This is a genomic window from Micromonospora pisi (genome assembly GCF_003633685.1).
Taxonomy (GTDB): domain Bacteria; phylum Actinomycetota; class Actinomycetes; order Mycobacteriales; family Micromonosporaceae; genus Micromonospora_G; species Micromonospora_G pisi.
The window spans coordinates 4,997,704-5,009,603 of sequence record NZ_RBKT01000001.1 but is presented as its reverse complement, the minus strand read 5'-3'; the positions used below and the strand labels follow the sequence as shown (position 1 = coordinate 5,009,603).

Genomic DNA, 11,900 nt, shown 5'->3' with positions numbered 1-11,900 from the left:
CCCCTCAACCTGGGAGATTCGACGGGCGCCAGCGGCCATCCCAAGATCAGCGCTCGAGCCCGTCAGCGGGGACCTCCCTCTGCTCTCCAAGCCGTACCCCGATATCGCTACGGCAGAGGAACCATCCCGCCCTGCTGCGGGACAGTGGCAGCTCCGGCTGTGATAAGGCCGGCAGTTGTCTCGATGAGCGTCAGCGTTTCGTCGAACGAGGATTCCTCGCCGATGATGTGCTCGCCGTCGCATCCGAGAAAGTCTCCTGGCAGGTACCAGCCCTGCATGTCTTCGCCGGTGAACTCGGCGGCTTGCGGGCGTAGCGTGTGCCGCCGCAGCGTTTCCGGCAGCGAGACATCGAGGTAGTAGACGTAGCTCTCGCCCTGGTGGTCCCGCAACAGTGAGGTGATCATCGGCCCGGGCGTGCGCCATGTCTTGCTCGGAGAGTCCCAGCTGTGCGGGCGCGGTGGTCTGCGGCATCGATTCCGGCCACTGGTGGTGGGTGTGCAACCAGGCGATCACGTCGGACTGGGTCAGCCGGCCGAAGTCCATGCTGCCGTCGGTGGTCATGGCTGCGGCGACAGCGTCGGGTTGGCCGGGGCGGCGGGTGCTGGTGCCGGTAAAGCGGTGCAGCCACGCCTCTACGGCGATTCGGGCGGCCGTTGCGGCGCGTACGGCGGTACGATGGCCGCCTTCTCTCAGATCTTTCACTGGGGGCAGCAGCGCGGTCGATGCGGGTCCAATCGGTGAGGCCGCCGGGCAGACGGCATTGAGCCAATCCCCGATCCGCTTGTTGAGTACCGGCTCGGGAAGATCCCAGTGGCGGTCCAGCCAGTCCGGGTCTGGGTCGAGGCCGGGCAGATCGCGCAGCCGCAGGTATTCGGTCAGCGGCTCGCCACGCCGAACAACGGCGACGAACCGGTCGCGGAGGCGGTCCTGGATCTCGGCGCGATGCTGCTGAAGGTGGGCCGCGAACTGCCGGACGTGCCCGTCGCGGTGGTGTAACGGCGGCAGGCCCAGAGTACGGAAGCCGGCGTTCGCCGCCGCCAGGGAGACACCCAGCCGCTCGATCGTGGTGTGCAGGTCGTCCAAGTCGGCGAGGGCGAGGACGGCGCCGGCGTCCACCCCTGTGGGGCAAAGCCCGGTCCGCGAGCCAGGCGCGCAGGTCGTCACGCCCGTCGAAGGGCTCCTTGCGGTCGCGCAGTTCCTCACTCCAGCCGGGGGAGATGCGCGGACTCCGGTGAACCGGACCTCGACCAAGGGGCCCTCACCGTGGAGCGGAACCAGCTCACCTCCGGCTACCGGATCGTCGAGGGCGCACCCAAGACCCCCGCCGGCCGCCGCGCCGCCGCCCTGGACAAACGCCCGGTCCAGGTCCGGCGTGCTCACGGCCGAACAGGATGATCAACTGCAGTGCCTGGCGAAGAAACAGGTAGCCGAACGACAGGATCATGACGGGCATCATGACACCGTTCATCGATCCCACGGCGGACAAATAGCAGTTCAACGCCCGTGGCCGAGTTTTCGAACGGTAGAAAGTTACGGCCGTCCCAGGCTGAGGGCTGCCCCGAAAGCAGCGACGCTTATGGACGCAATGGCGGTCACGCCCGCCACCCCAGACGATGTATGCGACGCCAAGGCGACAATCATCGCGGCGGGCATTCCGGCGCAGGCAGTGACAATACAGGCACCCACAGCCCACGGTTTAAGTCTGGAAGCCGACGCCGGGGCTTGTTCTAGCTGGCGGCGCCTCATGGTCGGAAACCATCGCGGACTATCTGGTACCTCCGACAAGGGGCACGGGCCGACGGGTCCGGTCGGCGCTCCCCAGGACCAACTCTGGAACAAATTATCCTACCCCCGTAGATGCCCGGTGACCTGGGAAAAGCCATACCGTCACACCGAATCAGCGACCAGTTTTGTCGCCACTTTCGATTGCGATCAAGCTTTGACCTGCGTAAAGAGGGGTAGGACGGGTTGTTCCAAACACATCCGTCAAGTCCAACCTGGCGGCCCGGATCCCTGCGGGTCCCGAAACAACGTCCGCCCTGTTCAGCGGCCGTCCAGATCACACGCTCGGCCCCGGTGATCGGTGTCGTGCGTTCGGCATATCCGACAGCCCGGCGCGTAGGTGCTCGCTGAGGGTGGCCCCTGTCCATGCACTCGCGTCGGGCCGACCAGGCCAAGCGTTAGACCCTGCCAAGGTGCTGCTGCGAGCGGCCGCCTCTTCGGGTGTGGTGTGGATCCGAGCAACCATGACGAATTTTGGCACGGTACAGAGCTTCTACATGAGTACGAGCATGCCGCCTGACGAGCGCGGATGAGGTTTTCGGCACCCGCAGCTTTACTCACGCCGTCACAATCTGGAGCAGCGAGTCGTAACTGTCAACGACGTCGTACTTCACGCCGTCGCGCTCGACCTTGCCGTTGAGCGATGCGAAGAACTTGCGTGCGCACTCGATCTTTGCCTCCTCCACGCCCTTGAGTTGCAGGGTGGACATCGATCCCTTTGTCTCGGCGACGAAGTAGACGTGCCTAATCTTGGTGGTGTCGTCACGAAAGGCGATGGCCCAGTCGGGGTTGTAGTCACCAACCGGAGTTGGGATGAAGAAGCCGCGGGGTACCTTCGAGTAGACGACGACCTCGTCGCTGACGTCGAGCTTCTCGACGAACGACCGTTCGACCTTTGAGTCCGTGATGACGTACTCGTAGACGCTCTTCTTCAGCTTGTCGCCCGCCTTCGACAGGTCCTGAGCGGTCTGGTTCTCGGTGAAGATTGAGGAGTCGTATCGGTTGTCGAGCGGGTTGTAACTGAGGTGCTCGACAATCACCGTAGCCTTCTGCTCATTGATGAGCCGGGAAGCCTCGGTGATGAACTGCTCGGGGTTCTGCTTGAACTTCGTGAACGTGCCGGGGTTGATGCCCGTAAGGATTGCCGCGCAGGTCCGGCGGGTGAGCTGGGTCTTCTCCGCGATCTCGCCGAGCAAATCGTACTTGACGATAGAGGCCGCCGAGACGGCCGAGTGCTCAACCTTCGTCTCCGACACCTTGAAACCGGTTCCGGCTTCGAGGTGTTCGACCTCGAGGTCGACGACCTGCTTGCCGGCCTCGACGAGGTACTGCATCACCGTCACGTTGAGAGACTTGTCAAGCGTACGGATGCAGTTCTTGATCAACTCTTCGGAGTCGAATTCAACCTGGTAAACGGCCTTGTGGTTGATGCGGCCCCACAACTCCTGGAACTCGCGCTTCTTGAAGTTCGCCTCGTTGAAAGGGATCTTCTTCGGCTTGCGGCCGTCGGTCGGCTTGGGCACGTCGAGGTAGAGCGCATCGACGAGCGGCCACACGAAGTCGATGACTGGTTTGAGCACCTCGGCTGTAGGCGCGGCGAGGGTGCCGTCAGCTCGCGCGTCCTTGTACTCCTGAGTGACTAAGCCGTCGTCGTCGATGTAGTTGCTGCGGATGAGGTGGTTGTAGAGGGCCTGGGCGAAAGACTGCTCCAGCACGGTTGGCGACCCGTCGGCGAGCGTGATTCGCTTGCCGGTGAAATAGTCAACGCTCGCCTTGCGCGGGCGGGCCGACAGCGACTCGATGATCTCCTTCTGGAGAGCGGTGACGAAGTCGGTGTACGACTCGTCGGTCACAACGGTCAGCTCATTGATGTCATGGACGGTGACGGGGTTGTCCATCCGTTCGCCGTGCTGGTCGACCGACAGGCGCAGGCCACGGCCGATCTCCTGTCGCCGCGTGGTGGTGTTGTCGCTCTTCTTGAGTATGCCCAGGACAAACACGTTCGGGTTGTCCCAGCCCTCGCGCAGCGCCGAGTGCGACCAAATGAACCGCACGGGCTCCTCGAACGACAGCAGCCGCTCCTTGTCCTTGAGGATCAGATCGTAGGCGTCAGCATCGTCCGACTGGCCTGCGAAGTCGCCCCGCGCGGCGATCTTGCCGTCGATGGAGCGGCCGGTCTTCTTGTCGATCGAGAAGTAGCCCTCGTGTGTCGCCCGTACCGGAATCGCAGCGACGTGCTTACGGTACCGCTCGGCGGCCTCTTCGAGGTCGAGCTGGCCGAGGTAGTCGGCGAGGACCGTCTCGTACTCCTCCTCGAACACGTGGGCGTACTCCCCGAGGGTGTCCTCGCGGTCGTAGTCGCGGTATTTGGCGACCTCGTCGATGAAGAACAGCGACAGTGTCTTGATGCCCTGCGCGAACAGCTCCCGCTCCTTGTCGAGGTGGGCGCGGATGACCTCGCGGATCTGGATGCGACGCTTCTGGTCCTCGGCAACGTCCTGGGTCACCTCGCCAGCGCCGATGATCTCGCCGTTGCTCAGCTCGATGATGTCGCGGTTCGCGTCGACGTCCCGTATGAAGAGACCCTTGTACGCCTCGATGCCGCCGGAGATGTCGTGCAGGTTCATGCCTTGGTTTAGTCGCTTAACCTGCCGCTTGATGCCGTGGGCGGTCTGCACCTCCAGCTCGACGCGAGCCTTCGGGAAGTCCGTGCCCTTACCGACTTCCAGCCCGTCCACGTAGAGGTAGGCGGTGCTGCCGGCCAGGTGCTTGACCGTGATGCCGCGCACCGCGATCTTCTTCACGAGCTTCTGGTTGTAGGCCTCGACCGCGTCCAGCCGGTGCACCTTGGTGCGCTCGATCTTGTGAGTCGCCGAATAGCGCAGCGCGAACAGGGCGTTGAACAACCCGAGTGCCTCCAGCGACTTGGACGGCTTCTTCGCGTCGCCCTCGATCTTCTGGGGCTCGTCGATGATGAGGATCGGCCGGTTCGCCGCGATGACGTCGATCGGCTTGCGGGACTGGAAGTCGTCGAGTACCTCGTAGATACGGCGAGCGTCCTTGCCGGTGGCGTTGAACGCCTGGATGTTGATAATCATCACCTGCACGCCCGAGTCGGAGGAGAACCGCTCCACCTCGTGCAGACGCGATGAGTTGTAGATGAACGTGCGCGGCTTGGTGCCGTAGAACTGCTGAAAGTGCTCGGCGGTGATGTCGAATGACTTCTTCACACCCTCGCGGATCGCGATGGACGGCACGACCACAATGTATTTCGACCATCCGTACCGCTTGTGCAGTTCCATGATCGTCTTAATGTACACGTAGGTCTTGCCCGTACCGGTTTCCATCTCGATGTCGAGGTTGATCGGGGCCGCTGACTTCTTGACCGGGTCCTTAAGGTCCTTCGAGCGCTCCAGACCGCGTGTCTGCTGCACCATATGCACGTTCGCCAGGATCTGCGGCGGAGTCAGCACAATCTCTGCGTTGCGCAGGCCGGCGTCCTCCAGCAAGGTCTGCGCAGCGTCAGTGCCGGGGTCGATGCGATATTTCACCCCGTCGGCGTACGGTTGCCCGGTGAAGACGTCGACCACTGCATCGACAGCCTCGGTCTGATAGGGCTGAACCTTGAACTGGAGCTTCATCGGGTCAGATCGCCCTTACCTCGGTCTCGGGTGAAACTTCGCGGAAAATCTGCTCAGCGTTGATGCGCGCGGCATCGCTTGCGAATCCTGCGTCCAGGAACACGGCGCGGAGTGGGTGGCGTTTGGCGATCTCCTGCACGACGGCGTCGGTCACCTCGCCCGAAAGATATGCAATCAGAGCGTCTTCGGCGACGGAAAACACACGTCGCCCTGCGACCTCTTCGACCGTAATCGGCTCGGCGAGGTCGAGCCCCCAATCGAGGAGTACTTGGAAGAGAAGGTCTTCGTCGGTGCGGCCGGGCTTCACGCTGCCGACGGCCTCGGTCAGCGCGTACTGCACCAGGTCGTCCGCGGTCGTGCGCGTGTCAGCCATGTTGGTTGTGGCAACGCGCAGGGACCGAAAGCCGACGTCGAGGTCGGACCCCAAGAACCCTCCCCCCTGCTTTACCTGCGCACCGGCGCGTCGGAGGCGCTCACGGGCGATGTCGGCGATGGAGCCGTAGTCAGGGTGGTCAACCGCCTCATCGAGCTGCACGAGGAGGTATCGGCGATGCCCGCCATCCGCCGCGTTAATCTCCATGACTGCATGGCCAGTCGAACCGGAGCCGGCGAAGAAGTCGAGGACGACTGCATCCGGATTATCTCGGGTGATCGCGCCGATCCAACGGGCCAGAACAGCGGTGTCCTTCGGATAGTCGAAAACATCGGCGCCCAGAAGGTCCTCGAGCTTCTTGGAACCCGGCATGCGTGCCTGCGTGAAGGTCGGGTACGGAACGCGATCGCTTTGCTCCGCTAGAAACCTCTTAAGACGCGGCGAGGTTGTCTCGTCAGGCCCGAAGAGGACACGGCCTTGAGCCATTAGTTCGTCTATCGTCTCCCGCGAGTAGCGCCAGCCGTTTGTCGGCGTCGGGACGGCCTTTCCGGTCTCCGGATGCGTCAACTCGTACATGAGGTTGGGGCGAGGGTTTGGGCTTGTCATGTTATCCGCCTGGAAGACCCGACCTTCGTCGTCGATCTGGTCGTACCGGAACACCGCTGGCTCTAAATCAGCCCTAATCGCCCTAACTCCGCTGCGGAAGATGGTGGTCGCCTTCGCGGGGTCACCCCCCGACTGCTCCCAGGCACGGCGCCCGACCGCTTCGACTTGGTTAATCCCAGGCTTGGGTTCTTTCCAGCGAGTGTCGAGAGAACGAAGCAAACGCTCGTTCCTGGCATAAATGAGCATGTAGTCCACGCCACCCGCTGTGTAGCGCGCGTCGTTCTTCCCACTGCCCTGCCACGTCACATTCGCGATGAAGTTCTCCGACCCGAGCACCTGGTCGAGAAGCAGGCGGAGGTTCGCATGCTCGTGGTCGCTGATGGCAACGATCATGACCCCGTCGTCGGTCAGCAAGCCACGCGCCAGCTTCAGCCGGGAGTACATCATGCTCAGCCAGTCGGAGTGGAACCGGCCGTTCGCCTCGGTGTTCGCGACGAGGCGGTCGCCGGTCTCTGACTTCTGGCCCGAGCGCGCGAGGTAGTCGGCACTCGACTCGGCGAGGTCGTCTTCGTAGACGAAGTCGTTACCGGTGTTGTAGGGCGGGTCGATGTAGATCAGATTGACCTTGCCGAGGTAGGACTCCTGGAGCAGCTTGAGCGCCTCCAAGTTGTCACCCTCGATGAAAAGGTTCTTTGTCGTGTCAAAGTCGACCGACTCCTCACGCACAGGGCGCAGCGTCTTGGCAATCGGAGCGTTGGCGGCGAACGCGGCGGCTCGTTTGCCGGGCCAGTCCAGCTGGTAGCGCTCCTGCGGACCCTCGACGACGTGGTCGGAGAGTTCCTGGCGGAGCGCGTCGAGGTCCACCGCGCGGCGTGGGTTGCCCTCCGCGTCAACGGTCTCGATGACGACAGTAGGAAACAACTCGGCGATCGCGTCGATATTGTGCTGAGAAAGGTCCGGCGAGTGCATCTTGAGCTTGTCCACAGTCATTCCTCGTTGCTCGGCGCGGGATCGGTGAACGAAGTCAACGCCGTGGTCCGTTCGTTGATCTGCCGGCGCACTTCGATCTTGCGGTTGAGTTGTGGCTCGGCACGCAACTTCCGTGCCAGCCCGGCAATCTCACGCTGGAGCTTGCGCGCGCGACCCAGTCTCTCGATGGCCTCCGACACTGTCTCCCCGGCGCGCCTGTCCACCGGCAACAGCGCGCTGAGGATAGCCTCGTACAGGCTCGGCAGGTCGAGCGCGGTGGGCAGCTGGCGACGCGGGGCGTCGACCAACTGCCAGTCGGTGGTGAAGTACGTGCCGACAGTCGGGCTCTTGCCGCTGAGAGACTTCTGGGCGGCGACCGTTCGCACCCGGCCACCGCTGGCGACTTCAAAGATGACTGGGAAATGGATCGTCTTGTCAATCGCGCTAAGAACATCGTCCGGCACATCCGCGCCCTTAGTCTCCACAGCGAAAACCTGGATCTCCGGGACAGCGGCCGTACCGCGCAGGCGGATAGTGCCCTCGGCGAGCTTGTACGCCCAGGTGATGCGATGGACATCTTCGATGAACTTCTCGCGCAGGGCGGTGCGGACCTTGCCATGCTCGTAGAACTTCGTCTTCGGCACGGTGCGGCCGAAGGCTGCAACTGGTGGCCACCGGAATAGAGCCGGCTTGGCCTCGACAGGCTCAACCATCGGCGGGCTCCTCGACGATGGCGAGGAAGGCGATCAGCTCGAAGTCGTCGAGCCCCGCGATGGTCTGCACAAGGGCGGTGGTGTGTCCGGGGCTGAAGAGACTGTCGACATCACGTTCGTCGGTGACATCAATCATGGAGCGGATCGCCTCCGTGAGCAGATGGCTGTAGTGGCCCATATCAGCGCCGTCGCGCGTCACCGCGTTGAAGATGCGGCATACCTCCCAAGCGGGTTGGTCACGGTGGCGGCATCCGGCCCGGATAAGGTCGAGCAGGTGCTTGACCTCGGTGTGATCGGCTATGACCTGCCCCCGGTCGTCGAGATAGACGAGATAGTAAGGGTGCAGGCGGTTGCCTCGGTTGAGCCGCTCATCGGCGTTGATGTTGCGCAGCACGAAGAGCGCACCAGGTTTCAGCCCTTTGTCGCGGTCCGCGGGTACGACAGCGTGCAGACCCTTCGGGGTGCCGGCCAAGTCGCCGTACTCCTTGGTGTACCCGAGCAGGTCCATGCGGAAGTCGTTCAAGCCTAGGTCGGTGATCGAAACCCCGGTGCGGACGTCTTCGAGTTCGATCACCTCGTCCTGGAGCTTGCGAAGCTGCTCTTTCCGAAACGCTGCGTCGCTCGTCTCCTGGGTGAGCACGTTGTCGTCGGCAGTCGCGGCGAGGTCGGCGATGACCATCCGGCTCTCGACGCGCTCCTTGAGGTTGATGTACTCGTCCAGCGAGATGTCTGGCCAGAAGTTCACGAGCTGGATGCGGTCATTGGTCGAACCGATGCGATCGATGCGGCCGAATCGCTGGATAATCCGAACCGGATTCCAGTGTATGTCGTAGTTGACCAAGAAATCACAATCCTGGAGGTTCTGGCCCTCACTGATGCAGTCGGTGCCGATGAGCACGTCGATCTCGCCGCTCTCTCGCGGCATGACGAGGTGACGCTGCTTCGACCTTGGCGAGAACAGGGTCAGAGCCTGCTGGAAGCCGTAGCCCTTTCCGACCGTGGTGGACGGATTGCGTTGGCCGGTGACAATCGCGGAGTCGTGGCCTTGATGCTTGAGGGCCGGGGCGAGGTTCGCGTAGAGGTACTCGGCGGTGTCGGCGAACGCGGAGAAGATCAGCACCTTGCGGTTGCCGGGGTTCAGCGGCTGGGCGAATTTGCTCGCGATCAGATCGCGCAGCGCGCCGAGCTTCGAGTCGTGCTCGGGGGTGATGCCGCTAATTGAGGCTAAGAGCTGCCGGATGACCCTGCCGTCGCTGACAAGGTCACGGCTCCACGACTCGACATCCATGTCGGTCAGTTCGATCTGCACCTTGCGGCCGACCGTTCCGCTGGTGGGGAACTCGAAGTCGTCATCGTCGGCGTCGACGAAAGAAGAGACGATGTTACCGATGTTCGCCGCGTGGTTGTCAATGGCCTCGATCGCCTCGGTGACTGTGCCCTCCAGCCGGTTCAGGGTGAGGCGGAACGCCTCGACGCTGGACTCCAACCGCTTGAGGAGGTTCACCGTCATGAGTTTGCGGATGCCCTGCTCGCGGCTGGCGGCGCCGAGGTTCGCGGTCTGCCCGCCCATGTAGTTCTGTCCCGAGCTTGCCCCGTAGAGCTGCTCGTACTTGTCGCGCCGGCTCGGGAACACATATGCCAGCGGCGTGTACACGGCGAGGGTGAGAAGCTGGAGCTGCTCGAAGATCTCGTTGAACGTCGGCGTGTCCGTCAGGTCGGTCAGCGGCGGGCGCAGCGAGACCGGCTTGAGCCGCTCGGGGAACGCACCGATGTCGGTGGTGTCGTAGAACGCCTGAATGTGCTTGCGGGAGCGGGCAATGGTAACTGCGTCGAGCAGCTCGAAGAAGTCGAAGTCGAGCCTGGCCAGGATCGCCTCGGTCGTGCGGTCATCCGGCGGCAGGTCGCTCCATTCATTGAAGACGCGCTGCGCCTGCCGGAACACCTCCTCGATGGAGACCTCGATGTTCAGCTTCGCCGCGAGCTGCGCCGAGTCGCCCTCGTAGGCCAGCGCGAGCTGGTTGCGTAGGTCGTTGAAGCGGTTGTTCACGGGCGTCGCCGATAGCATCAGCAACTTGGTCTTCACGCCCTCGCGGATGACCTTGCGCATCAGCCTCTGGTATCGGGTTTCGCGCTCCTGGACGTAGTCGGCGTTGCGGAAGTTGTGCGACTCGTCGATCACGACGAGGTCGTAGTTGCCCCAGTTGACAAGGTCCAGCCGCTTGCCCAGCGACTCGCCGCCGTCTCGGGACAGATCGGTGTGGGCGAGCACGTCGTAGTTGAATCGGTCTTTCGCGAAGATGTTAGTCGTGTAGTTACTGTTGTAGGTTGTCCAGTTGTCGGCGAGCTTCTTCGGCGCCAGCACGAGCACGGTCTTGTTGCGCAGCTCGTAATACTTGATCACGGCCAGCGCCGTGAACGTCTTCCCCAAGCCCACGCTGTCGGCCAGGATGCAGCCGTTGTAGGTCTCCAGTTTGTTGATCACGCCGGTCGCCGCGTCTTTTTGGAAGTTGTACAACGCCCTCCAGGCCTCGGTGTTCTGGTAGCCCGTCAGGTCGTTGGGGAGCACATCTTCGTTGATGCCTTCGAGGAACTCGCTGAACAGGTTGTAGAGGATCAAAAAATACACTCGCTGCGGCGAGTTTTCCGCATATACGCTGGCGATGTGGTCCTGCACCGCCTCCGTAACGTCATCAAGCTTTTCAGTGTTGTGCCAGATCTGATCGAAGAGCTGGACGTATTGACGCGTGAACGACGCGTCTTCGATCTTGTGCACCATGTTTGAGACAGCAGGCCCGGGCTCGTAACCAAGGTCAGCGGTCGTGAACCCCTGAAGGGGGGCATACGCGGCGGAGTCGTCGATCAGCGCAAATGACTGCATGGGTGCGCCGGTGCAGTTCGAGCGGAATTTGACTTTCTGCCGGACCCACTCCGCGCACTCGCGCGCGATGGCCCGCTGAGTCAGTTTGTTGCGCAGACGAATCTCGAACTCACTGCCATACAGCGCAGCATCCCGGCTCTTGTCGTTCGGGATGAAGAATTGCCGCTTCTCCAGCGCAGGCTTATCGGTAATCTTCGTGGCCGTAAAGGACGGCGCGGTGAAAATAAACTCCAGCTCCTTGATCGACTGCAGCTCATGCTTCAGCGCCTCGAACGCGAAGATTGAGAACGTGCTAGCTGCGATGCGGAGCTTCGAGCCACGCCCAATTGACGCCTTCAAATCATCACCGAGGAGCTCGTTGAGGTTATCGATGATGCGCACTCAGACGACACCACCCTCGAACACGTCAGCGGGTGATTGATGTGACCAAGTCGGTCGGAACGGGATCCTGGCGCCGCTCGTGGCTCGACCGACGTCGCCGACCATTATGTGAGGACCGCATGTGAAGCCGCGACTCGCGCAGAAATGCAGAAAATCCTCATGCATTGTATCCTTGGCGTCCTGATGGTTGTGCTCCAGTGACTTGATTCCATAGATCGAGGCAAGGGCGAACAGAGACTCGTGAGCCCAGCGATCCCGCTGATACTGCCTGTCAATTTCCTGGAGCTTCCGCTGGAGGAGCGCAACGAGACAGTTACTATCGCCCGCCGCTGGTTCGATGAGCGTCTTATCGACGAAGCCCGGCCCGTCCTCCAGGTCATCGTGGACCAGGTCGAGCATCTGGTCGACCATTCGACGCGGGGTGAACACCTCGCCGTGAGCTTTGACTCGTAGCCGCGACTTTGCCGGCAACTCCACGGCGGTCATCTGGGTCACTCAAGTCTCCTGTAGTACCCGGCACGGGCCTATTGCGGTGCCGCAAGACTACAGCTTTGGAC

General features: G+C 62.4%; 8 protein-coding genes. 2 read left to right on the top strand and 6 right to left on the bottom strand.

Features of this window, described 5'->3' with window-relative positions:
- Positions 1-107: 107 nt before the first annotated feature.
- The gene (locus BDK92_RS21310) at positions 108-404 is read right to left on the bottom strand and encodes a P-loop NTPase family protein (protein ID WP_121158308.1); all 297 of its coding nucleotides are present in this window, start codon (positions 402-404) and stop codon (positions 108-110) included.
- 406 nt (positions 405-810) lie between these two features.
- On the opposite strand from BDK92_RS21310, the gene BDK92_RS21305 reads away from it, so the two are divergent.
- Together BDK92_RS21305 and BDK92_RS40840 are read left to right on the top strand one after the other, a co-directional pair.
- Positions 811-996, top strand: a complete 186-nt coding sequence (locus BDK92_RS21305) for a hypothetical protein (RefSeq protein ID WP_121158307.1) — start codon at positions 811-813, stop codon at positions 994-996.
- Positions 997-1,263: 267 nt separating this feature from the next.
- Positions 1,264-1,395, top strand: a complete 132-nt coding sequence (locus BDK92_RS40840; RefSeq protein WP_281278631.1) for a hypothetical protein — start codon at positions 1,264-1,266, stop codon at positions 1,393-1,395.
- Between the two features lie 944 nt (positions 1,396-2,339).
- Here BDK92_RS40840 and BDK92_RS21300 read toward each other — a convergent pair.
- From BDK92_RS21300 to BDK92_RS21280, 5 genes are read right to left on the bottom strand one after another with little or no spacing between them, the layout of a single operon-like run.
- Positions 2,340-5,423: a type III restriction-modification system endonuclease gene (locus tag BDK92_RS21300; RefSeq protein ID WP_121158306.1), complete on the bottom strand. Its 3,084-nt coding sequence runs from the start codon at positions 5,421-5,423 to the stop codon at positions 2,340-2,342.
- A gap of 4 nt (positions 5,424-5,427) precedes the next feature.
- On the bottom strand, positions 5,428-7,386 hold the full coding sequence (locus BDK92_RS21295; RefSeq protein ID WP_211349322.1) for a site-specific DNA-methyltransferase: 1,959 nt from the start codon (positions 7,384-7,386) through the stop codon (positions 5,428-5,430).
- Positions 7,387-7,388: 2 nt separating this feature from the next.
- A complete protein-coding gene (locus BDK92_RS21290) occupies positions 7,389-8,084 on the bottom strand; it encodes a DUF4391 domain-containing protein (RefSeq protein ID WP_121158305.1) in 696 nt (231 codons plus the stop codon).
- A complete protein-coding gene (locus BDK92_RS21285; protein WP_121158304.1) occupies positions 8,077-11,343 on the bottom strand; it encodes a helicase-related protein in 3,267 nt (1,088 codons plus the stop codon). The genes BDK92_RS21290 and BDK92_RS21285 overlap by 8 nt, the downstream gene beginning before the upstream one ends.
- Positions 11,344-11,838: a hypothetical protein gene (locus BDK92_RS21280; RefSeq protein WP_147457072.1), complete on the bottom strand. Its 495-nt coding sequence runs from the start codon at positions 11,836-11,838 to the stop codon at positions 11,344-11,346. It abuts the gene before it with no gap.
- Positions 11,839-11,900: the final 62 nt, after the last annotated feature.

What these genes read in the sequence shown, in the direction of transcription:
- BDK92_RS21310 (WP_121158308.1), bottom strand. Translation starts at nt 404, where the DNA reads ATGATCACCTCACTGTTGCGGGACCACCAGGGCGAGAGCTACGTCTAC.
- BDK92_RS21300 (WP_121158306.1), bottom strand. Translation starts at nt 5,423, where the DNA reads ATGAAGCTCCAGTTCAAGGTTCAGCCCTATCAGACCGAGGCTGTCGAT.
- BDK92_RS21290 (WP_121158305.1), bottom strand. Translation starts at nt 8,084, where the DNA reads ATGGTTGAGCCTGTCGAGGCCAAGCCGGCTCTATTCCGGTGGCCACCA.